At 63.3% G+C, this 22518-nt stretch carries 22 protein-coding genes; 16 read left to right on the top strand and 6 right to left on the bottom strand.

Annotated elements, in window-relative coordinates:
• Window positions 1–262 precede the first annotated feature (262 nt).
• A complete protein-coding gene (emhR, locus tag WIN67_RS06695) occupies window positions 263–895 on the top strand; it encodes an efflux system transcriptional repressor EmhR (protein ID WP_102861509.1) in 633 nt (210 codons plus the stop codon).
• Between the two features lie 162 nt (window positions 896–1057).
• Window positions 1058–1942, top strand: a complete 885-nt coding sequence (locus WIN67_RS06700; protein ID WP_102878650.1) for a DMT family transporter — start codon at window positions 1058–1060, stop codon at window positions 1940–1942.
• Window positions 1943–2006: 64 nt separating this feature from the next.
• On the opposite strand, the gene WIN67_RS06705 is transcribed toward WIN67_RS06700, so the two are convergent.
• Genes WIN67_RS06705 through WIN67_RS06715 form a run of 3 tightly spaced genes read right to left on the bottom strand, consistent with a single transcriptional unit; the run spans window position 2007 to window position 4577 of the window.
• Window positions 2007–3056 carry an alkene reductase gene (locus WIN67_RS06705; RefSeq protein ID WP_102878651.1) on the bottom strand — a complete coding sequence of 350 codons (1050 nt, stop codon included), beginning with the start codon at window positions 3054–3056 and terminating at the stop codon, window positions 2007–2009.
• A 33-nt stretch (window positions 3057–3089) separates the two neighbouring features.
• Window positions 3090–4256, bottom strand: coding sequence for an MFS transporter (locus tag WIN67_RS06710; RefSeq protein WP_110651862.1), 1167 nt, complete (start codon window positions 4254–4256; stop codon window positions 3090–3092).
• A gap of 18 nt (window positions 4257–4274) precedes the next feature.
• Window positions 4275–4577 carry an ArsR/SmtB family transcription factor gene (locus tag WIN67_RS06715; RefSeq protein ID WP_016965050.1) on the bottom strand — a complete coding sequence of 101 codons (303 nt, stop codon included), beginning with the start codon at window positions 4575–4577 and terminating at the stop codon, window positions 4275–4277.
• 153 nt (window positions 4578–4730) lie between these two features.
• Between WIN67_RS06715 and WIN67_RS06720 the strand changes: the two genes are divergently transcribed.
• Window positions 4731–5312 carry an ACP phosphodiesterase gene (locus WIN67_RS06720; RefSeq protein WP_339070802.1) on the top strand — a complete coding sequence of 194 codons (582 nt, stop codon included), beginning with the start codon at window positions 4731–4733 and terminating at the stop codon, window positions 5310–5312.
• A gap of 104 nt (window positions 5313–5416) precedes the next feature.
• On the opposite strand, the gene WIN67_RS06725 is transcribed toward WIN67_RS06720, so the two are convergent.
• Both WIN67_RS06725 and olsB read right to left on the bottom strand, forming a co-directional pair.
• Window positions 5417–6211 carry a lysophospholipid acyltransferase family protein gene (locus WIN67_RS06725; RefSeq protein ID WP_339070803.1) on the bottom strand — a complete coding sequence of 265 codons (795 nt, stop codon included), beginning with the start codon at window positions 6209–6211 and terminating at the stop codon, window positions 5417–5419.
• Entirely contained in the window at window positions 6211–6966 is a 756-nt protein-coding gene (gene olsB / locus WIN67_RS06730; RefSeq protein WP_102861515.1) for an L-ornithine N(alpha)-acyltransferase, read from the bottom strand. Before olsB ends, WIN67_RS06725 begins: the two co-directional genes overlap by 1 nt.
• Before the next feature lie 140 nt (window positions 6967–7106).
• Between olsB and WIN67_RS06735 the strand changes: the two genes are divergently transcribed.
• From WIN67_RS06735 to WIN67_RS06775, 9 genes are all read left to right on the top strand, one after another.
• Window positions 7107–8006: an acyl-CoA dehydrogenase gene (locus tag WIN67_RS06735; RefSeq protein ID WP_339070804.1), complete on the top strand. Its 900-nt coding sequence runs from the start codon at window positions 7107–7109 to the stop codon at window positions 8004–8006.
• A gap of 153 nt (window positions 8007–8159) precedes the next feature.
• The gene (locus tag WIN67_RS06740; RefSeq protein ID WP_339070805.1) at window positions 8160–9257 is read left to right on the top strand and encodes a serine hydrolase; all 1098 of its coding nucleotides are present in this window, start codon (window positions 8160–8162) and stop codon (window positions 9255–9257) included.
• Complete coding sequence (locus tag WIN67_RS06745; RefSeq protein WP_102878657.1) at window positions 9254–9583, top strand: amidase; 330 nt, start codon at window positions 9254–9256, stop codon at window positions 9581–9583. Before WIN67_RS06740 ends, WIN67_RS06745 begins: the two co-directional genes overlap by 4 nt.
• A 173-nt stretch (window positions 9584–9756) precedes the next feature.
• On the top strand, window positions 9757–10932 hold the full coding sequence (locus WIN67_RS06750; protein WP_110651866.1) for a M20 aminoacylase family protein: 1176 nt from the start codon (window positions 9757–9759) through the stop codon (window positions 10930–10932).
• Between the two features lie 98 nt (window positions 10933–11030).
• Window positions 11031–12341 carry an MFS transporter gene (locus WIN67_RS06755; protein ID WP_110595017.1) on the top strand — a complete coding sequence of 437 codons (1311 nt, stop codon included), beginning with the start codon at window positions 11031–11033 and terminating at the stop codon, window positions 12339–12341.
• A gap of 17 nt (window positions 12342–12358) precedes the next feature.
• Window positions 12359–13801: an amidase gene (locus WIN67_RS06760; RefSeq protein ID WP_339071687.1), complete on the top strand. Its 1443-nt coding sequence runs from the start codon at window positions 12359–12361 to the stop codon at window positions 13799–13801.
• Window positions 13802–14029: 228 nt separating this feature from the next.
• Window positions 14030–14800, top strand: a complete 771-nt coding sequence (locus tag WIN67_RS06765; RefSeq protein ID WP_102861521.1) for an IclR family transcriptional regulator — start codon at window positions 14030–14032, stop codon at window positions 14798–14800.
• 100 nt (window positions 14801–14900) lie between these two features.
• On the top strand, window positions 14901–15482 hold the full coding sequence (locus WIN67_RS06770; protein WP_102861522.1) for a YceI family protein: 582 nt from the start codon (window positions 14901–14903) through the stop codon (window positions 15480–15482).
• Window position 15483: 1 nt separating this feature from the next.
• Entirely contained in the window at window positions 15484–16641 is a 1158-nt protein-coding gene (locus WIN67_RS06775) for a phospholipase D-like domain-containing protein (RefSeq protein ID WP_102878660.1), read from the top strand.
• Window positions 16642–16881: 240 nt separating this feature from the next.
• On the opposite strand, the gene bglX is transcribed toward WIN67_RS06775, so the two are convergent.
• Window positions 16882–19173, bottom strand: a complete 2292-nt coding sequence (gene bglX / locus WIN67_RS06780) for a beta-glucosidase BglX (RefSeq protein ID WP_102878661.1) — start codon at window positions 19171–19173, stop codon at window positions 16882–16884.
• A gap of 240 nt (window positions 19174–19413) precedes the next feature.
• Here bglX and WIN67_RS06785 point away from each other — a divergent pair, with 240 nt between their 5' ends.
• From WIN67_RS06785 to WIN67_RS06800, 4 genes are read left to right on the top strand one after another with little or no spacing between them, the layout of a single operon-like run.
• Window positions 19414–20022 (top strand): LemA family protein, encoded by a 609-nt coding sequence (locus WIN67_RS06785; protein ID WP_110595020.1) that lies wholly within the window; start codon window positions 19414–19416, stop codon window positions 20020–20022.
• The gene (locus tag WIN67_RS06790) at window positions 20022–20948 is read left to right on the top strand and encodes a TPM domain-containing protein (RefSeq protein ID WP_339070806.1); all 927 of its coding nucleotides are present in this window, start codon (window positions 20022–20024) and stop codon (window positions 20946–20948) included. The genes WIN67_RS06785 and WIN67_RS06790 overlap by 1 nt, the downstream gene beginning before the upstream one ends.
• Before the next feature lie 33 nt (window positions 20949–20981).
• On the top strand, window positions 20982–21740 hold the full coding sequence (locus WIN67_RS06795) for a TPM domain-containing protein (protein WP_102878663.1): 759 nt from the start codon (window positions 20982–20984) through the stop codon (window positions 21738–21740).
• 29 nt (window positions 21741–21769) lie between these two features.
• Window positions 21770–22387 (top strand): TPM domain-containing protein, encoded by a 618-nt coding sequence (locus tag WIN67_RS06800; RefSeq protein ID WP_110595023.1) that lies wholly within the window; start codon window positions 21770–21772, stop codon window positions 22385–22387.
• The last annotated feature ends 131 nt before the right edge of the window (window positions 22388–22518 follow it).

Here is a 22518-nt window from a genome sequence, read left to right on the forward strand (position 1 = left end):
GATCCTCGGGTCAGGCACGCAAGATGCGCACAAGAAAAGTGGAAGGGTAAAAAGAGTTGGCTGAGTGGATTAGTAGCTTGCTAAGGAATATACTTACGTTCATGGTTGTTTGTAAATACCCTGGCGGCGTACCCATCCGGTTACAAAAGCCCCTGTAGGTGTTGAATTGTAGGTTGGGCAAACGGCACTCGAGATGCCGTTCCATATTTATTCAGAAGGTCTTCACGCATCGCTGAAAGATCCTGATCGAGGTTTTACTGCCATGGTCCGTCGTACCAAAGAGGAAGCTCAAGAAACTCGCAGCCAGATACTCGAGGCCGCCGAAAAGGCCTTTTACGAGCGTGGCGTGGCGCGTACCACCCTGGCCGATATCGCGGCGCTGGCAGGGGTGACTCGGGGTGCCATCTATTGGCACTTCAGCAATAAGGCCGATCTGGTACAGGCCATGCTCGACAGCCTGCGTGAACCCTTGGATGAGATGGCTGCCGCCAGTGAAAATGTAGATGAAATGGATCCGTTGGGCTGGATGCGCAAGTTGCTCATTCATTTGTTTCATCAAGTTGCCCTGGACCCGAAAACCCGACGCATTAATGAAATTCTGTTTCATAAGTGCGAATTCACCGATGAAATGTGCGACCTGCGTCGCCAGCGTCGTGCCGCCAGCCTGGACTGCAACCTGCGTATCGAGTTGGCGCTGACCAATGCAGTGAATCGTGGGCAATTGCCCGAAAACCTCGACACTATGCGAGCGGCTATCAGCATGCGGGCCTTTATCGATGGCATCCTTTATCAATGGCTGCTGGCCCCTGACAGCTTCGCTCTGCACACCGAGGCAGAGCGCTGGATCGACATCGGGCTGGACATGCTGCGCTTGAGCCCGAACCTGCGTCATTAAGACAAAATGCGTAATTGAGTCCAGTTATGTCAAGATTTACGGCGAGGGAGATTCATTACCCCGCTCGCCGGATCGCGATGGGGTGCTTTTATATACGGGCTGGCTGCATCTTGATAGATAGCGAGCTACGTATTTTGTAGTGATTTTGTTGCGGGTGTGTGAATGAGTGTGAACCCTTCACCGTTCAAAGGCGCAGAACAGCCAATCAAGGGGATCGCCCTGATTTGTCTGGCGGTTCTGCTCTTCGCCAGTCACGACACGCTGTCCAAATATCTCTCGGCCTTTTACCCCATCGTCATGGTGGTCTGGGCTCGTTACGTGGTTCATACCTTGATGATGCTGGTGGTGTTCGTCCCTCGCAGCGGTTTTTCCGCGGTGGTACGAACCAAGCGTCCCGGCCTGCAACTGCTCCGGGCCTTGTGCCTGATCGGCACCAGCCTGCTGTTCACCACTGGCCTGCGCTATATCCCCCTGGCGGAAGCTACCGCGGTCAACTTTCTTGCGCCCTTGCTGGTCACGGCCTTGTCTGTGCCGTTCCTGGGCGAGCGGGTCAGCCGCGGGCAATGGCTGGCGGTGCTCGCGGGCTTCGTCGGGGTGCTGATCGTGGTGCGCCCTGGTGGCGTTCTCTTCACTCCGGCGATCCTGCTGCCCCTGGGGTCGGCGCTGTGCTTCGGCTTTTATCAGTTGCTCACCCGCAAGCTCAGCGGCATCGACAGCCCGACCACCAGCAACTTCCTGACCGGGATCTTCAACAGCCTGATCATGAGCGCGTTGTTGCCGTTTTTCTGGAGCACGCCAAGCTTTGTCCACGGCCTGTTCATGATCGGCCTCGGCACCTGCGGCATGCTTGGCCATATGCTGCTGACCCAGGCCTTCCGTCATGCCGCCCCGGCGATGCTGGCGCCTTTCAGCTACGGACAGATACTGTTCGCTGGCCTTTATGGCTACCTGATCTTCGACCACACCCCGGACCGCTACGGCCTTATCGGGATTGCGGTGATCTGCCTGAGCGGGCTGGCGGTGGCCTGGACTCAACGCAAGCGTTAATCCTGGCACTCAAAGAAAAGCCCCGGCTCGCGAGAGTCGGGGCTTTCTATTTACAGAGGCAGGCTTACAGCGCCGGGTAGTCGATGTAGCCCACTGGGCCCTTGCCGTAGAAGGTTTCCGGATGCGCCTCATTCAAGGGAGCATCGGCCTTCAAGCGGGCCGGCAGGTCTGGGTTGGCGATGAAAGGTACACCGAACGCGACGGCGTCAGCCTTGCCGGCGGCCAGCCAGGCATTGGCACTGTCCTTGGTGAAGCGCTCGTTGGCGATGTAGGGGCCACCGAAAGCCGCTTTCAACTGCGGGCCCAGGCTGTCGGCGCCTTCTTTCTCGCGGGAGCAGATAAAGGCGATGCCGCGTTTGCCCAGCTCGCGGGCTACGTAGGTGAACGTCTCTGCCAGGTTGTCGTCGCCCATGTCATGGGAGTCGGCACGGGGTGCCAGGTGCACGCCCACTCGGCCAGCGCCCCAGACCTCGATGGCGGCGTCGGTGACTTCCAGCAGCAGGCGGGCACGGTTCTCCAGAGAACCGCCGTACTGGTCGGTACGCTGGTTGGTGCTGCTTTGCAGGAACTGATCCAGCAGGTAACCGTTGGCGCCGTGGATTTCCACACCGTCGAAACCGGCGGCCTTGGCGTTTTCCGCACCGACCCGGTAAGCGTCGACGATGTCGGCGATCTCAGCGGTTTCCAGGGCTCGCGGGGTTGGGTAGTCGGCCAGTGGACGCACCAGGCTGACATGGCCCTTGGGCTGGATGGCGCTTGGCGCCACTGGCGTTTCACCGTCCAGGTAGGACGGGTGGGAAATCCGCCCCACGTGCCACAGCTGCAGGAAGATCTTGCCGCCAGCGCCGTGCACGGCCTTGGTTACATTGGCCCAGCCACGCACCTGGTCGTTGGACCAGATGCCGGGGGTATCCGGGTAGCCCACCCCCATTGGGGTCACCGAGGTGGCCTCGCTGAGGATCAGGCCAGCGGAGGCCCGCTGCACGTAGTACTCGGCCATCAGCGCATTGGGCACGCGGCCGGCGTCGGCGCGGCAGCGGGTCAGTGGGGCCATGATGATGCGGTTGGACAGCTCGAGGTCGCCGATCTTGATCGGATCAAAGAGAGTGGTCATGGAATACAGCCTTCTATATAGGAAAGGAACGGATCAGTGGGTTGCAGCAGCCAGTTCGGCGTTGCCGCCCTGGCGGAAGGTAATCAGCGTCACCAGCAAGGCCAGGATCGCCAGGGCCGCCGCCGCCAGGGGTACGCTGGTCAGGCCGAAACCGTGGGCGATGACGCTGCCGCCGACCCAGGCGCCCAGGGCGTTGCCGATGTTGAAAGCGCCGATGTTCAGGGTCGAAACCAGGTTGGGTGCGGCTTTGCCGAAGGTCACCACATTGACCTGCAAGGCCGGCACCGCAGCAAACGAAGCGGTGGCCCAGAGGAACAGAGTGATCTCGGTGGGAATCAACGCCACGCTGGTCCAGGTCAGTACGGTGGAGACCACGGCCATGGCCGCGAACACGCCGATCAGGGTGGCGCCCAGGCGCTTGTCCGCCAGCTTGCCGCCGATGATGTTGCCCAGGGTCAGGCCCAGGCCGATCAGCAGCAGGGTCCAGGTCACGCCCCGGGGCGAGACGCCGGTGACATCGCCGAGCAGCGGCGCAACGTAGGTGAAGAGGGTGAACATCGACGCGGCGAACAGTGCGGTCATGCTCAGGGATAGCCAGATCCCCGCGCCCTTGAGGGCCGCCAGTTCCGCGCGCATATCGAGTTTTTCCTCATCGCGCTTGGCCGGCAAAAAGCGCAGCAGGCCGATCAGCGCCACCACACCGATGACCGTCACCGCCCAGAAGGTCGAACGCCAGCCGGCTGCCTGGCCCAGGGCAGTACCCAGGGGCACGCCGAGTACGTTGGCCAGGGTCAGGCCGGTGAACATCAGGGCCACGGCCGAGGCGCGCTTGTTGGCGGGCACCAGGCCGGCGGCCACCACTGAACCGATACCGAAGAAGGCACCGTGGCACAGCGCCGTGATTACCCGGGCGAACATCAGCACGTTGTAATCACTGGCCAGTGCACACAGCAGGTTGCCGACAATGAAGATCCCCATCAGTGCTACCAGGGCTGCCTTGCGCGGCAGCCGTGCGGTGGCCAGGGCCATGAACGGCGCGCCGATGGCCACGCCCAGGGCGTAGCCGGTCACCAGCCAGCCAGCACCGGGAATCGACACCCCGAGGTCCGCCGCCACATCGGGCAAAAGCCCCATGATGACGAACTCGGTGGTGCCGATGGCGAAGGCACTCAAGGCCAGGATGATGAGTGAAAGGGGCATTGTCGGGTCCTTGTCAGATCAGAGCTGTTGGCTCATTTGCGTGAGGAACTGCTGGATGACTTCCTCATTGCGTTTGAAAAAATGCCATTGGCCGACTTTCCGGCTGCTGATCAGGCCTGCGCGTTGCAACGTGGCGAGGTGGGCGGACACGGTCGACTGCGACAGGCCGCAGCGTTGATCGATTTGTCCGGCACAGACGCCGTGCTCATTGCTGTGAGCCTGATCGGGAAATTCGACTGTCGGGTCTTTCAGCCAGTGCAGGATTTCCCTGCGAACCGGATGTGCCAGGGCTTTTATTATTTCGTCGAGGTCGAGGGACATGGCGGTGCTCGTTTTCCATAAAACGTTGTATCGCGATGAGGCGAAATTTAAATCGTTATTTCGCGATATACCAATATGATTTTGATCTTAAATCATCACTTATCGGTATATCGGGTTATAACGATATGTTGGGCGCGGTGCTAAGCTGCGCGAATGAATTATCTCGCACATCTACACCTTGGCGGCCAGCGTCCGGGTCAATTACTCGGCAGCCTGTATGGCGATTTCGTCAAAGGCCGCCTGCAAGGGCAGTTTGCCCCCGAGGTCGAGGCGGCGATCCAGCTGCATCGGCGCATCGATACCTACACCGACAGCCATCCTCTGGTGACGGCGGCACTGTCGCGTTTCTCCCTGACCCGGCGGCGCTATGCCGGCATCGTCATCGACGTGTTCTTCGACCACTGCCTGGCCCGTGACTGGGCTCATTACGCCGATCGTCCCTTGCCGCTGTTCACCGCCGAGGTGTACCGGGTGCTGGCGGCCGAGCCGCAACTGCCGGCGCGCCTGGCACAGATTGCGCCGTACATGGCTGCTGATGACTGGCTGGGTTCCTATCGGGATTTCGCGGTGTTGGAGCAGGTCTTGCGGGGCATTGCCCGGCGCCTGTCACGGCCAGAGGAACTGACCGCGGCGATGGGCGAATTGGAGCGGCTGTATCAGCCGTTGAGCGAAGATTTCCGTGCCTTCTACCCGCAGTTGCAGGCATTCGCCGCGCAGCACACCCAGTTACCCTGACGAACGTTCCCCCGGTAGGAGCTGGCTTGCCAGCGAAGGCGCCTTCATGAATGGCGCCAGGCTTGAAGGCCTTTTCGCCGGCAAGCCGGCTCCTACAGAGAGTTTCAGGCGGCGACCAGTTCGCCGTTGCGGCGTGGTTCGGCGGGCTGCACGACATCACCGAACAGGGCTTTCTGCACGGCTTGCTGAGCCTGGAAGGCCAGCGCCGCACGTTCCTGGCCCTGGCAGGCAATGGGCTTGAGCACATGGATTTCCACTCGGCCCTGATCGTTGGCAAACAGCCGCATCAGGTGCGAGAGCAGGTCGTCGTCGCCAATGAAGGGGGCCAGGGTATCGATCTGGCCATCGCGCAAATAACGGATCGCCACGGGTTGCAGGGACACCTCGGCATCAATGGCGCTGGCCAGCAGGCGCCCGTGGAAGGTGCGCAGGCCACGGCCGTCGGTGGTGGTGCCTTCGGGAAACAGCAGCAGCGGGTGCTGCTCTTGCAGGTGGCGGGTCATCTGTTTGCGGATCAGCTGGCTGTCACCGGCCCCACGACGGATGAACAGGCTGCCGGCCTTGGCTGCCAGCCAGCCCGCCACCGGCCAGGTGCGCACCTCGGCCTTGGACAGGAACGACAGCGGCGTCAACATGCCCAGCAGCGGAATATCGGTCCAGGACACGTGATTGCTGACCCAGAGCATCGGCTGGTGAGGCAACTCGCCGTGCACCGTGACCCGAAACGGCAGGGCATTGCTCAGGCGAGCCATGAAGAACCGCGACCAGCGCTGGCGCCGAACCATGGAGTTGGCGACCCCCAGGCGTTCCAGCAAGCCGAAGATACTGGCCATGCTCAGGCCCAGCGCGACCACCAGCAGTACCCGGGCGATGCGCCCGTAGACCCGCAGCCGGCGCATCAGACCGCCGCCTTGAAGTGCCGGGCATAACGCGGGCACAACTCGTCGCGCTTGAGCAGGATGAACACGTCGGCGACCTGGAAGTCCTGGTCCCAGCAGGGTTCGCCGCAGATCTTCGCCCCCAGGCGCATGTAGGCCTTGAGCAGTGGCGGCATCTCGGCGATGACATTGGAAGGAATATCCAGGCTGGGCAGCGGGTGCTTCGGCTCGGCCCGCAGGTGTTCGGTACTCAGGTAGCGCTCGCGCAGCCGTTGCATGATGGCCTGGGCCTGGATGCCGCCGTCCTGCATGGGGATACTGGCGCAACCCATCAGGTAGCTGTAGCCGCCCTGGTTGAGCACTTCGGCCAGCTCGCCCCAGAGCACGGCGATGGTGCCGCCGTTGCGATAGGCCGGGTCGACACAGGTGCGGCCGATTTCCAGGATGGGGCCCTTGAGGTGCGCCAGGCCGTGCAGGCTGAACTCTTCCTCGCTGTAGAAGCGTCCCAGGCTGCTGGCGGCCTGATGGTCCAGCAGGCGGGTGGTGGCCACCAGACGCCCGGTGTTCAAGTCGCGTACACCGATGTGGCTGCAGTGAACATCATAGTCATCCATGTCCAGACCCCATTCCGCGCCCTTGAGCTTGGCGTTGAACTCGCCGCTGAAGACGTTGAAACGCAGGGCCTGGGCTTCTTGCAGGGCCTGGGCGCCAATCAGGCGTTCGGCTTGCAGGCGGCGTTCAGTGCCGGTGTCGCTGATGCGGGCGATCTGAGTCATCGTGAATCTCCGTGCGGGCTACCGACCCGCCTTGGGTTGCAGCCAATCGACTTTGTTGTGCAAAGTCAGGCTATGTAGCCCCGGTGTCATCGCCATGAAGCTTTGGTGATGCTTATATGACAGCCCCTGAGGATCTTCGAATGCCCTGGCAAGCCTTGCTCGAGAGCCGTGACCGACTGCCCGTCAACCCCGATCTGGCCGAGGGCTACGGGGCTTTGCTGGCCCATTTGGGCAGTGTTACGCCCTTCGAACTGGCGGTGCTCGGCGGCCGCCTGATGGAGACTCCGGGGCTGGCGTTCCTGGTGGGTTACCAGGCGGCGTTGCGCATGTTGTGGCCCAGTGCGCCGCAAAGCCTGGGTGCTATGTGCGCGACCGAACGCCGCAGTCTGCGTCCGGCGGACATGCAGACCCGGCTGGAGGATCTGCGCCTGCAGGGGCGCAAGGATTTCGTGACTGCCGGCGATGCCGCCGACTGGCTGTTGGTGGCGGCCCGCAGCGAGGCCCCGGGTGAGCGGGCGGCCTTGCGCCTGACCGTGGTCTATACCGGGGAACCTGGGGTCAAGGTCCAGACCCTGCCCGCCATCGCCCTGATGCCAGAGATCAGCCACGGCTGCCTGTTGCTGGAAAACGCCGCCTGCGAACTGCTGGCCGGCGATGGCTGGGACGCCTATGTCAAACCCTTCCGCACCCTGGAGGACATCTATGTCCTGAGCGCCATGCTCGCCTGGCTGTATGGCGTGGGGCAGGACAGCGGCTGGCCGCAGCCCTTGCAACTGCAGGTGCTGGGGTTGCTTGCAGGTTGTGCCGAAGTCAGTCGGCAGAATCCCTCCTTGAGTGGCGGGCACATTCTATTGGCTGGTTTGTTCACGCAGTTCCAGGTATTGCGGCCTGAAATCGACGTCGCATTCGCCAATGGCCCCGAGCATTGGCGCAACCAATGGTCCCGTGACCAGGCCCTGCTGGACCTGGCGGCCAGCGCCCGGGAACAACGCCTGGCCAAAGCCCTGGCCTCGTTTCAGCAGCGGCCTCCCCTTGCGTAGGAGCCGGCTTGCCGGCGAAAGGGCCCGAGGGCCTCGCACAAGGCTCGATGACGTCTGCGCTGGCCAGCCAGCTCCAACAAACGGGGCCACTTGCAGTGAAATTGTCATCAGCCTGGACTAGGCTCGGCCACTGACGTTGTTCGAGTGTCATCCATGGTCAAGGCTCCGATTCTGCTGGCGTTACTGGTGTACCTCTGCTTGCCGGCCTGGGCCGAGGAGTGGCCGGCGCAGCAATGGAGTCGGGGGCCGACTGTCAGTGGCCCGGCGCTCAAGGCTCTGGAGGACTATGCCTTTGTGCCCAGGGACGACCAGTCCCAAAAAGGCATTCGCACTGACGCCTTGCTGGTGATCCGCGATGGCCAAGTGATTTACGAGCGCTACGCCGGCGCCACCGGACCACAGACGCCCCATCTCATCTGGTCCGCCAGCAAAAGCCTGTTGGCGGTGGTGTTGGGCGTTGCCTACGGTGAAGGCCGCTTCCAGCTCCAGGACCCCGCGGCAAAATATTACCCGGCGCTGCAGCCGCATCCGGCCATCACCCTGGGTGACTTGTTGCACTGGGCCTCGGGTCTGGACTGGCAGGAAGACTACGAGTACGCCCCCCTCAATTCCTCAGTGGTGGCCATGCTCTACACCCGCGGGCATCGGGACATGGCGGCATTTGCTGCACAGCAGGCGCGCTCCACCCCACCGGGGCAGGTCTTCCGTTATTCCAGCGGCGATAGCAACCTGCTGGCGGCCAGCCTGCGGGGGATGGTCGGGGCAGACCAGTACGCGGACTACCCCTGGCAGGCCCTGTTCGAACCGCTGGGCATCACCCAGGCGGTGTGGGAACGCGACGCCGCCGGCACCTTCGTCGCGTCTTCCTACCTCTACCTGACGGCCCGCGATCTGGCCCGTGTCGGCCTGTTGATGCTGCGCGAGGGTCGCTGGCGTGATCGGCAGTTGCTGCCCAGGGCCTGGGTCGAGTTCAGCCGCACGCCCTTTGCCGGCTATCGGGCCAACCAGGATGAGGCGGTGGCGGGCGGGCACTGGTGGCTCAACCGCTCGGTGGACGGTGCTCCTCAGCCCTGGCCCGATGCTCCGGCGGATACCTATGCGGCCCTGGGGCACTGGGGACAGGCACTGTATGTCCTGCCGGCGCAGCGCCTGGTGATCGTGCGTTACGGCGATGATCGCGATGGCTGCTATCGGCACAATGAATTGCTCAAGCGAGTCCTGGCGGCGTTTTCCAGCCAGGGGCGGCCATGAAGCGTCGGGCCTTTTTCCGCCGTCATCCGCTGCTCGGCCTGGTGTTGGTGGCGCTGCTCCTGCTGCTGGGCTGGAGCTGGCAGCACCGGGTGGCCCTGCAAGCCTTCCCGGATATCCTCGGTGCCTACACCGCCAAGGAGTACTGCTCCTGCCGCTACGTGATGCAACAACCTGCCGACTACTGCCGCGCCTATGTGCGCCAGTACCTGCCCATCAACGGTTTCAGCGATGAGCCGCAGAGCCGACGTGTTACCGCCAGCGCCCTGGGGCGTACCCACAGCGCGCTCTGGCTAGGCCCCCGGGAAGGCTGTCGCCTCGCCCCCTGATCCCTGGATCAGGCAGCGCTGCAGATTATGTGTTCCATCCAGTGGAACCACATTTGATTGTCCTGTGCTCCGGCTCGCGGTTATCTGACGCCGAGCTTCGAGCACGCTCCGGCGCCTCGTGCAACGCTCCGAAAAAAAGAACGGGAAGCCACCCGGCCCAGAGGAGATACGCCATGACCCGACACCAGCACATCCTTGCCTGGCTCAACGACATTGCCAGCGATCTGCGGGCCATCCGCCAGGATATTCATGCCCACCCGGAACTGGGTTTCGAAGAGCAACGCACTTCGGCGCTGGTGGCTCGCTGTCTGCAGGAGTGGGGTTATGAAGTGCACACCGGCGTCGGCCGAACCGGGGTCGTGGGTGTTCTGCGCAACGGCACGGGCACACGCACCCTGGGCCTGCGGGCGGACATGGACGCCTTGCCGATCATCGAGAACACCGGGGTTCCCTACAGCAGCCGCCATGGCGGTTGCATGCACGCCTGCGGGCATGACGGCCACACCACCATCCTGCTGGGGGCGGCGCGCTACCTGGCGGCGACCCGAGCGTTCGACGGCACCCTGAACCTGATCTTCCAGCCCGCGGAAGAAGGCCAGGGCGGTGCCGAGGCGATGCTTGCCGATGGCCTGCTGGAACGCTTCCCCTGTGATGCGCTGTTCGGCCTGCACAACATGCCTGGGCTGCCGGCTGGTCACCTGGGCTTTCGCGAGGGGCCGATGATGGCGTCCCAGGACCTGCTTGAGGTGATTGTCGAAGGCGTCGGCGGTCACGGCTCCATGCCCCACCTGGCGGTGGACCCCTTGGTGGCCGCGGCCAGCATGGTCATGGCCTTGCAGACGGTGGTGGCGCGCAATATCGACGCGCAGGAAGCGGCGGTGGTGACGGTGGGGGCCTTGCAGGCGGGTGAGGCGGCCAACGTGATTCCCCAGCAGGCGTTACTGCGCCTGAGCCTCAGGGCCCTCAACGCACCGGTGCGCGAGCAGATGCTGGAGCGAGTCAAGTCGATCATCCGCACCCAGGCCGAAAGCTTTGGCTGCAGCGCCAGCATCGACCATCGCCCGGCTTATCCGGTGCTGGTCAACAGTCCGGAAGAAACCGAGTTTGCCCGGCGGGTCGGTGTCGAGCTGGTGGGGGCCGAGGCGGTCAATGGCAATACGCCGAAGCTGATGGGCAGCGAAGACTTCGGCTGGATGCTGCAGCGCTGCCCCGGCAGCTACCTGTTCATCGGCAATGGCGTAGCGCAACCGATGGTGCATAACCCGGGTTACGACTTCAACGACGACATCCTGCTCACCGGTGCGGCCTATTGGGGCGCCCTGGCGGAGAGCTGGCTCAAGCCCGTCTGAGCCCTCCTGTTCCTGTAGCGCTGTGCGGCCCGGGCGTGCCATGCGTCCGGCACTTTTCCGAGCCCGCAAGAAGGCTCAAAAGTATCAAGGAACCTCCCATGAGCGTCTCGACACCTGCTGTTTCCAAGACCCGGCAAGTGGTTGCCGCCGTTGTTGGCAACGCCCTGGAATGGTACGACTTCATCGTCTATGGCTTTCTCGCCAGCTTTATCGCCCGCCAGTTTTTCCCGGCTGAAGACGAGTACACCTCGCTGCTGATGGCCCTGGCCACCTTCGGCGTGGGCTTTTTCATGCGCCCGGTGGGCGGCGTGCTGCTGGGCATGTATTCCGACCGCAAAGGCCGCAAGGCGGCGATGCTGGTGATCATCCAGCTGATGACTGTGGCCATTGCGATGATCGTCTTTGCCCCCAACTACGCGGCTATTGGCCTGGGCGCGCCGTTGCTGATCGTGGTGGCGCGGATGCTCCAGGGCTTTGCCACCGGGGGGGAGTACGCCAGCGCCACGGCCTACCTGGTGGAAAGTGCCCCGGTGGACAAGAAGGGGTTGTATGGCTCCTGGCAGTTGGTAGGACAGTGCCTGGCGGTGTTCAGTGGAGCGGCGATGGTGGCGGCGGTGACCCACCTCTTTTCGCCGCAGACCCTGGATCTCTGGGGCTGGCGCCTGCCGTTCGTGATCGGCCTGCTGATCGGTCCGGTGGGACTGTGGATTCGCAAGTACATGGAGGAGCCGGAGGCCTTCATCGAGGCGCGCAAGCAGGCAGGTGGCAAGGGGCCAGGGCTGTGGCAGGTGGTGTCGGCCCATCGCCGGGCGATCCTGATCTCCATGGGCCTGTGCTGCGGCAGCACGGTGTCTTTCTATGTGGTGCTGGTGAACATGCCGACCTTCGCCCACACCAACCTCGGCCTGCCCCTGGATCAGGTGCTGCTGGTGCAGATGTTCGCCGTGGCCCTGATGACCGTGGTGATTCCCTTTGCCGGGGCGCTGTCGGACCGCATCGGCCGGCGCCCAGTGCTGATGGCCTTCACCCTGGCGTTTTTCGTCATGGTCTATCCCTTGTATGTGTGGGTCGCCGCGGCGCCGTCCATTGAGCGCCTGCTGGTGATGCAAATGTTGCTGTGCGGTGCCATTGGCGGCTTTTTCGGTCCCGGTCCTACGGCCCTGGCCGAGCAGTTTCCCATCGAGGTGCGTTCCACCGGGGTGTCGGTGGCGTATAACGTCACGGTGATGCTGTTCGGTGGCTTTGCGCCCTTGATCGTGACCTGGCTGAGCAAGGTCATGGCCACGCCGGTGGCGCCATCCTTCTATGTCTTGCTGACCTCGATCCTCAGCCTGCTGGGTATCTACTGCATGCATGACGCGGTCAGAGACGACAAACCCGATGCCGTGACCCTGGGAGGCGAGTCTTGATCAAGCACAGCGAAGCAATGGCCAACGAGTCCATCGTCGAATTGGATGCCTTGGCACTATCCCGGGCGATCCATGCGCGCGAGCTGTCCTGTCGCGAGGTGATGCTGGCTTATCTGCAGCAGATCGAGCGTTACAACCCGGGCGTCAATGCCCTGGTCTCACTGTGCGATCCGCAGGATCTGCTGGCCCAGGCCGATGAGCGTGATCGGCAACTGGATCGGGGACAGTCCATGGGCTGGATGCATGGCATGCCCCAGGCGATCAAGGATCTGGCAGCCACCGCAGGGCTGGCCACCAGCATGGGCTCGCCGCTGTTCGCCGATCAGGTACCCCAGGTGGATGCCATCAGCGTGGCCCGGGTCCGTGCCAGCGGCGCGATCATTGTCGGCAAGAGCAACGTGCCGGAGTTCGGCCTGGGCTCCCATACCTACAACCAGCTGTTCGGCACCACCGGCAATGCCTATGACCGCAGCCTGAGCGCCGGCGGCAGCAGCGGCGGGGCGGCGGTGGCCCTGGCCTTGCGCATGCTGCCGGTGGCCGATGGCAGCGACATGATGGGCTCGCTGCGCAATCCGGCGGCCTTCAACAACGTGTTCGGCATGCGCCCCTCCCAGGGGCGGGTGCCATTCGGCCCGACCCCTGAGTTGTTCGTGCAGCAACTGGCTACCGAAGGGCCGATGGGGCGCACGGTGGCTGATGTGGCGCGGTTGTTGAGCACCCAGGCCGGATACGATCCGCGAGTGCCCTTGTCCCTCAAGGACGATCCGGCGCTGTTGCAGGCGCCTCTGCAACGGGATGTACGCGGCCTGCGCCTGGGCTGGCTGGGTGACTACAACGGCTACCTGGCCATGGAGCAGGGCGTCCTGAGCCTGTGCGAAAAGGCCCTGGCCGACTTCACCCATCTGGGCTGTGAAGTGGAAAGCTGCCAGCCGGAGTTTTCCATGGCGCAATTGTGGGACTGCTGGCTGGTGCACCGGCACTGGCTGGTCCAGGGTTCCCTGGGGCTGTTGCACAACGACCCGGACCAGCGCCGCTGGCTCAAGCCCGAGGCGCGTTGGGAAGTGGAGGGCGCGGCCAGCCTCAGTGCCGCGGACGTGTATCGCGCTTCCCAGAGTCGCAGCGATTGGTATCGCGCCTTGCTGCGGCTGTTCGAACGTTACGATTTTCTGCTGCTGCCCACGGCCCAGGTGTTCCCTTTCGATGCACGGCAGGCCTGGCCAAGGCAGATCGATGGGCAGGAAATGGACACTTATCACCGCTGGATGGAAGTGGTGATCGGTCCGACTCTGGCCGGCCTGCCCAGTATCAGCATTCCGGTGGGGTTCAATCTGGCGGGCCTGCCCATGGGCTTGCAGATCATCGGGCCGGCCCAGGCCGACCACGCCGTGCTGCAACTGGCCTATGCCCACGAACAACTGACGCACTGGGTGCGGCAATGCCCTCCGGGTAACCTGCTGTAACCAGGCAAATGCCGTTGATAGGGTTCTAGGCTCTGTACGAAAAGCCTTGATACTCGGTGATGCTGCGTTGAAAACGGTCTCGGAATGCTCATTTACAACCCGTAAACTCCGCTTCCTCGACCGTTTTCGCCTTGCCTGACCTTCGTCTCAAAACTTTTCGTACAGAGCCTAAGGCCCGCATCTTGCTGGGAAAAACCTTTACCCATCTTCAGTCAGGGAGTTCGGACTATGGCCAGCAAGGTAGAAACCGGCAGCGTGCGTTCCGTGGAACGGGCCCTGGCCATCGTCGAGTTGCTGGGCCAGCACCAGGCCTTGGGCCTGGAGGAGTTGCACTACCTGACGGGGCTAGCCAAGGCCACGGTGTCGCGCATGTTGCTGACCCTGCAGGAGCAGGGCTGGATCTACCGTGGCCTGAGCGACAGGCGTTATCGCCTGAGCGCCCGCAGCCTGTTCGGCGACAGCCGGCAACGCTTCAAGCGCCATCTGGTGGAGCAGGCGGCGCCCTGGATGCTGGAGTTGAGTGCACGCACCGGACTGGTCAGCGACCTGTCGAGTTTTGACGGTGAGCACCTTGAGGTCCTGGAAAGTGCGGTGCCTGCGGTGTTGCGCAAGCGCTACCCGAACAACAGCCGGATTGTCGGCCAGCATGCCAGCCTGTTTCATTCGGCCATGGGCAAGGCCTGCCTGGGGGCCCTGGCCAGTGATGAAGTCGAGCGTCTGGCCGAGCGTGAGCGAGTACCGGCCGAAGACCAGCAACAAGCTTGCGCCCAGTCCCAGCATCTGGGCTTCGGTCAGCGTACCGAGGGCCACTGGGAATATCCGGTGCGCCTGCCTTTTCTGATTCGTGCCGTGGCCCTGCCGTTGCAGGCCGAAGGCCGGGTGATCGGCAGCATCGCTCTGCATTGGCCGATGGATCTGAGCTGTGTCGAGCAGGTGCGCAATCGTCACTTGGGATTGCTGGCCGACACCATCGAGCAATTGCAGAAGTCCATTGCCTGAGCCATTCCCCGTCTGCAACGGCTGGGCCCCACTTGAGCGCGGTGTTTGCCAGCCCCCTGGCAGCCGGTTAAGGTGGCGCCTTCTGTTCACGGGAGCTTGCATGCGTACGCCGATCCGCCTTCTTATCAGCCTGCTCGGGGTACTCGCCCTGCCGGCCCAGGCCAACTGGTACCTGGACAACGAGTCTTCCCGGGTGTCCTTCGTGACCACCAAGAACGCCAGTATTTCCGAGGTCCAGCGCTTTCTGGTGTTGCACGGCAAGGTCGACGCCAAGGGTCAGGCCCGGTTGCAGATCGAGCTGGACTCGATCAGCAGCGGCATTCCCCTGCGCGATGAGCGCATGCGCCAGGAGCTGTTCCAGGTCCAGCAGTTTCCCGAGGCGCAGATCACGACGCAGATCAACCTGCGGCCGATCAACGACCTGGCCCCCGGGGCGCAGATCGAGCTGCTGTTGCCGGTCACCGTGGCCCTGCACGGCCAGGAACACACCTACAACGCCGAGCTGCTGGCCACTCGCCTGGATGAGCGGCGTTTCCAGGTGGTGACCTTGGAACCGCTGGTTCTCAATGCCGAAGACTTCAACCTGGCACCGGGCCTCGACAGCCTGCGCAAAGTGGCTGGCTTGTCGGCCATCAGTTTCTCGGTACCGGTGGGTGCGGTACTGATCTTCACGGCGCGCTGAAATGCGCGGAGCGGTGTTCCCTTGGCGTGAAGGCAACCGCTTCGAGCTGTTGATCGACGGTCCCCAGTTCTTTCCGCGCATGTTGGTGGCCATTGCCCGCGCCCGGCAGCAGGTGGAGCTGGAGCTGTATCTGGTGGAAGCCGGCGCATGTGCCGACGCTCTGGTCCAGTCCCTGGTCCAGGCTGCCGAGCGCGGGGTGCGGGTGCGCTGTCTGTTCGATGACTATGGCAGCCTGGCTTTTACCCAGGCCCTGCGCCTGCGCTTGACCACGGCTGGTGTCGAGCTGCGTTTCTACAACCGCCTTAAGTGGCGCCAGGGCTTTCTCAATCTGTATCGCGACCATCGAAAACTGTTGCTGGTGGACCAGTCCCTGGCCGTGGTGGGCGGTACTGGGGTTACCGATGAATTCTGGCGGCCCGAGGACAACAGCTGCGACTGGCATGAAGTGATGGTGGAGATCGCCGGGCCCGCAGTGCTGGACTGGCAAAGGCTGTTCGATCGCCAGTGGAGCGCCAACCTGCGCAAGGGCGCCTGGCGGCCTGACGTGGATTTCGGCCTGCCCCATCTGCCCCGTGTGCCTGACTCGGGAGAGGGCATGGGCCGGGTGGCGTATGCCGACTCGCGTCAGCATCGCGACATCCTGCATTCACTGATTCGTGCCCTGCACAGCGGCCAGCAGCGCATCTGGCTGGCCACGCCTTACTTCTTGCCAACCTGGTCGGTGCGGCGCTCATTGCGCAAAGCCGCCGCCCGGGGTGTCGACGTACGCCTGTTGCTGACCGGGCCGCACACCGATCATCCGGCCGTGCGCTATGCCGGGCACCGTTACTACCCGCGCTTGCTCAAGGCCGGTGTGCGGATTTTCGAGTATCAGCCGTGTTTTCTGCATTTGAAGATGGTGCTGGTGGACGACTGGGTCAGTGTGGGGTCGTGCAATTTCGACCACTGGAACCTGCGCTTCAACCTGGAAGCCAACCTGGAGGCCCTGGACCCGCCACTGACCCACTCCGTGGCGGCGAGCTTCGAGGCGGACTTCGCCCAGAGTGAAGAGATCAGCCTGGCACAGTGGCGCAACCGGCCGTTGTGGCGGCGGGTCAAGCAGCGGATCTGGGGTTGGGTCGACCGCCTGGTGGTCAACCTGCTGGACCGGCGCGGCTGACCGTCACGGCTGACATGGCTGGCTGTAGCCGCTGCCGGAGGCTGCGAACGAGCGCGAAGCGGTCGCGGCGGTCGTGAGTCCGATGGAGGTTTGGCGGTAGATCGACAAGCAAGGTCCTGCGGACCTTTGCGCAGCCTCGCAGGCTCGGCAGCGGCTACAGATATTGCAGCGATTGTGGGGATTGCGGGGATTGCAGAAGGAGGCGGCCAGCGCAGGTCCTGCGCCGGCCGCTGACAGGCATCAGAGCAGTTCGAAGCTCTGTTGCTTCACGTCCTGGGAATCCAGGCCGATCTGTACATTGAAGTCGCCCGGTTCCGCGGCGTACTTGAGCTGCGCGTTGTAGAACTTCAGGTCGTCCTCGGTGATGGTGAAGTGAATGGACTTCTCTTCGCCGGCCTTGAGCATGACTTTCTGGAAGTTCTTCAATTCCTTGATCGGGCGGATCATTGAGCCGGCCACGTCCTGGATGTACAGCTGCACCACGGTTTCGCCGTCACGCTTGCCGGTGTTCTTCACGGTCACGCTGGCATCGAGCTTGCCGCTCTTGTTCAGGGTGGTGGAGGACAGCGCCATGTCCGATAGGCTGAAGCTGGTGTAGCTCAAGCCATAGCCGAACGGATACAGCGGGCCGGTAGTGTCGTCGAAGTACTGCGAGGTGTAGTTGCCCGGCTTGCCCGGCGTGAACGGCCGGCCAATGGTCAGGTGGTTGTAGTAGGTGGGAATCTGGCCCACGGAGCGGGGGAAGGTGATCGGCAGCTTGCCCGACGGGTTGTAGTCGCCGAACAGCACGTCGGCAATGGCGTTACCGCCCTCGGTGCCGCTGAACCAGGTTTCCAGGATGGCGTCGGCTTGCTGGTTTTCTTCCAGCAGTGACAGCGGCCGGCCATTCATCAGCACCAGCACCAGAGGCTTGCCGGTGGCCTTGAGGGCCTTGATCAGCTCGCGCTGGCTGGCGGGAATGTGCAGGTCGGTGCGGCTCGAAGACTCGTGGGACATGCCACGGGACTCACCCACAGCGGCCACGATCACGTCCGCCTGCTTGGCCGCCTTGACCGCTTCGTCGATCATCTGCTGCGCCGGACGCGGGTCGTCCACCACTTCCGGGGCATCGAAGTTGAGGAAGTTCAGGTAGTCCACCACCTTCTTGTCGGCGGTGATGTTCGAGCCCCGGGCGTACACCAGTTGGGCCTTGTCACCCAGGACGTTGCGCATGCCGTCGTACAGCGTCACCGACTGCGCCGGTACGCCAGCGGCGGCCCAGCTGCCCATCATGTCGATGGGGGCCTTGGCCAGGGGGCCGACCAGGGCGATCTTCGCGGTTTTCTTCAGCGGCAAGGTGTCGTTGTGGTTCTTCAGCAGCACCAGGCTGCGGCGGGCGATGTCCCGGGCGTCGCTGCGGTGCAGGCGGCTTTCGGCGTTGGTGTCGGCCGGGTCGTCCTCGGCCTTGCCGATGCGCACATAAGGGTCCTTGAACAGGCCCATGTCGTACTTGGCCGCCAGCACTTCACGCACCGCGTTGTCGATGTCCTTCTGCTCGATCTCGCCGGACTTGAGCAGCCCCGGCAGTTCCTTGCCGTACAGCGAGTCGTTCATGCTCATGTCGATGCCGGCCTTGATTGCCAGCTTGGCGGCCTCGCGACCGTCCTTGGCGACGCCGTGGCGGATCAGTTCGATGATCGCCCCGTGGTCGCTCACCGCCAGGCCCTTGAAGCCCCATTCCTTGCGCAACAGGTCGTTCATCAGCCAAGTGTTGGAGGTGGCCGGCACGCCGTTGATGGAGTTCAGGGCCACCATCACTCCGCCGGCACCGGCGTCAATGGCGGCGCGGTAGGGCGGCAGGTAGTCCTGGTACATCTTCACCGGGCTCATGTCGACGATGTTGTAGTCGCGACCGCCCTCTACTGCGCCATACAGGGCGAAGTGCTTGACGCTGGCCATGATGCTGTCCGGCAAGGCCGGGCTCTGGCCCTGGTAGGCATTGACCATGACCTTGGCAATGCGCGAGACCAGGTAGGTGTCTTCGCCGAAGCCTTCGGAGGTACGGCCCCAGCGAGGATCGCGGGAGATGTCCACCATCGGCGCGAAGGTGATGTCCAGGCTGTCGGCGCTGGCCTCCTTGGCGGCGATGCGCCCGGAGCGGCCGATGGCGTCCATATCCCAGCTGGACGCCAGGGCCAGGCTGATGGGGAAGATGGTCCGGTGGCCGTGGATCACGTCATAGGCGAAGAACATCGGGATCTTCAGCCGGCTGCGCATGGCCGCGTCCTGCATCGGCCGGTTTTCCGGGCGGGTGATGGAGTTGAAAGTGCCGCCGATATTGCCCGCGGCGATTTCCTTGCGGATCAGCTCACGGGGCATTTCCGGGCCGATGCTGATCAGGCGCAACTGGCCGATCTTCTCTTCCAGGGTCATGCGCTTGAGCAGATCGCTGATAAAGGCTTCTTTGTTTTCCAGGGGGACCGGGGCAGATTCGGCCAACACAGGGTGACTGGCCAGGCTGACCAGCAGGCCCAGCAAACACAGCTTATTCATGAATAGTGTTCTCAAGGGCTCAAGACCGACGCATGAGTGACGCGTCGAACAGCCAAAATTTAGGGAGCGGCTATTGTTGTTCAGATAAATCCAGCACACTTCTGAACTCTTTTTCGCGCTGGGCATCTTTTAGCCCATCAGCCCGATGCATTCCAGTGGCGCAGGCAGATTTTGCCCCACAGGATGTGTGAAACCGGGCAAAAGATTCTTTTCCATCAGGTTGTGCAAGGAGCCCCACCCATGAACATCACCCAAAGCCTGCGCTCGAGTTGGCCCATCGCTGCCCTGTTGCTGCTTACCAGCCTGCTCAGCGGCTGCGGCATCAACAACATTCCGACCCTGGACGAGCAGGTCAAGGCCGACTGGGGCCAGGTACAGAACCAGTACCAGCGCCGCGCCGACCTGATCCCCAACCTGGTGGAGACCGTCAAGGGCTACGCCAAGCACGAGGAAGCCACCCTGACCGCGGTGATCGAGGCGCGGGCCAAGGCCACTTCGATCCAGGTGGACGCCAGCACCCTGGACAACCCGGAAAAACTCAAGCAGTTCCAGCAGGCCCAGGACCAGTTGAGCGGAGCCCTGAGCCGTCTGATGGTGGTCTCCGAGCGTTATCCGGACCTCAAGGCCAACCAGAACTTCCTGGCCCTGCAATCCCAGCTTGAAGGCACCGAGAACCGCATCGCCGTGGCCCGTCGCGACTTCATCCTGGCGGTGCAGAAGTACAACACCGAGATCCGCACCTTCCCCGGCCGCCTGTGGCACAGCCTGATGTACAGCGACCTGCCGGTGCGTGAATCCTTCGAGGCCACCAGCCCCGACGCCGACAAAGCGCCGCAAGTGAAATTCTGATGAGCCACGGGCGGCGCGTGCTGCGAGGCGCGCTGCTGTGGCTATGGCTGGTGAGTGGCGCCGTGTTGGCGCAACAACCCGGGCCCACACCCACGGATGGGGTGCCGTTGCGTTCGTCGCAACCCGCTGTCCAGGTCGAGCCCGCACCGACCACTGCGACAGCGGCACCGATCGAACGGCTGTTTCCCAAGCTGACCGGGCGGGTGGTGGACACCGCGCAGTTGCTCACGCCATCCGCGCAGGTCTACCTGGCGCAGATGCTGGAACGGCTCGAGCAGACCACCACCGACCAGGTGGTGGTGGCCACGGTGCCGAGCCTGGGTGGCCACAGCATCGAGGAGTTCGGCCTGCAGTTGGGCCGGCACTGGGGGATTGGCCAGAAGGACAAGAACAACGGCGTCCTGCTGCTGGTGGCCAAGGACGATCGCAAGGTGCGGATCGAGGTCGGTTACGGCCTGGAGGGGCGGCTCAACGACATAGTGGCCCACTTCATCATCGATGGTTCGATCATTCCGTACTTCAAGGACGACCTGTATTCCTCGGGGATCATTGCCGGGGCCACGTCCATCGTGAACGTGCTGTCGTCCACCGACCGGCCGAGGCTGGTGTACCGCTCGGTGGAGAAAAGCTGGTACCAGGACATCGAGTGGATGTGGTGGTTCGAGAGGTTGTTCTACCTGGTGTTCGTCGGTGTACCGTTGTTCGGGTTCCTGACCCAATGGCGCAGCGGCAATGATTCGCCGGTTGTTGCCAGCGGCGATTCGGCCAGGCGCGAAACCAGGGTCGAGCGCGACGCAGGTTCGAGCAGCAGTGCGTTCGACTGGTTCGATTCCAGCAGCTCCAGCTCCAGCTCCAGTTCAAGCTCGGACAGCTTCAGCGGGGGCGGCGGCAGTTTTGGCGGTGGCGGGGCGTCCGGCAGTTGGTAGCACACGCGGACAAACATTAAGGATGAGGTGCTGATGCGACTTTATAAAATCGGCCTGGTGCTGTTGCTCTGGGTCTTTGCGGTCACGGCCCAGGCCGAGCTGAGGTTTCCGGCCCTGAGCGGGCGGGTGGTGGACGACGCGCAGATGATCGAGCCGACCATCAGCGCCCTGCTGACTCGGCAACTGCAAGCCCACGAACAGGCCACCGGCGAACAGTTGGTGGTGGTGACCCTGCCGGACCTGCAAGGCGCCAGCATCGAGGAATACGGCTACCAGTTGGGGCGCCACTGGGGCATCGGCCAGAAGGACAAGAACAACGGCGCGCTGCTGATCGTCGCTCGGGACGAGCGCAAGCTGCGCATCGAAGTGGGCTACGGCCTGGAGGAGCGCCTGACCGACGCCCAGGCCTCGGTGATCATCAACCAGGTGATCACCCCGGCGTTCAAGACCGGGCAGTTCAGCAAGGGCATCAGCGACGGGGTTTCGGCCATGCTCCTGGTGCTCGGCGGCACGCCGCTGGACGAGCCGGCCACGGCCTATGACAGCGGCGGCGAGAGCAGCGACCAGGACGATTTTGTCCAGCGTCACCCGTGGCTGTTCATCTTCATGGTGCTGCTGTTCATCCTGGTGGTGATAGTGGCGCAGGCGCTCGGGTTCATCACCACCACCAGCGGGCGCGGCGGTGACGGAGGCGGTGGCTTCGGCGGTTTTGGTGGTGGGTCCGGCGGCGGTGGCGGCTTCAGTGGTGGCGGTGGCAGCTTTGGCGGCGGCGGTTCCTCCGGCGGCTGGTAACTCAAAATAAGAAGCGGAAATCCAACGACATGGCATTACTCAGTGAATACGAACAACGGCAAGTGGCCGAAGCCATTGCCCGGGTGGAACAGCAGACCGACGCCGAACTGGTGACGGTGCTGGCCGCCCGGGCCGACGACTACGCCTATATCCCGCTGCTCTGGGCCAGCCTGCTGGCGCTGGTGGTGCCGGGGCTGGTGCACTACGCCACTGGCTGGCTGAACATGCACCTGTTGCTGCTGGCGCAATGGGCGACCTTTATCGTGCTGTGCCTGGTGTTTCGCCTACCCTGGATCACCACCCGGCTGATCCCGCGCTCGGTGCGCCATTGGCGGGCTTCCAACCTGGCCCGACGGCAGTTTCTCGAACAGAACCTGCACCACACCGTGGGCGGCACCGGGGTGCTGATCTTTGTCAGCGAAGCCGAGCGTTACGTGGAAATCCTCGTGGACGAGGGCATTTCCAAGCGTCTGGATAACAAGCAGTGGAATGGCATCGTGCGCAACTTTACCCAGCAAGTCCGCCAGGGCCAGACCCTGCAGGGCTTCCTCGACTGTATTGAAGCCAGCGGCGAGTTGCTCAAGACCCATGTGCCCCTGACCCAGATACGCAACGAATTGCCCAACCGCCTGGTGGTGCTCAACTGAGCCCACCGCCGTAGGAGCCGGCTTGCCGGCGAACAGGCCCCTGAGTCTTGCGCCGCCCTTGAGGACGCCTTCGCTGGCAAGCCAGCTCCTACAGCGGTGCGATATCGCTGTTGTTCATGCAGGAGCCGGCT

The sequence above is a fragment of the Pseudomonas idahonensis genome, from assembly GCF_037903935.1.
Classification (GTDB): Bacteria; Pseudomonadota; Gammaproteobacteria; order Pseudomonadales; family Pseudomonadaceae; genus Aquipseudomonas; species Aquipseudomonas danubii.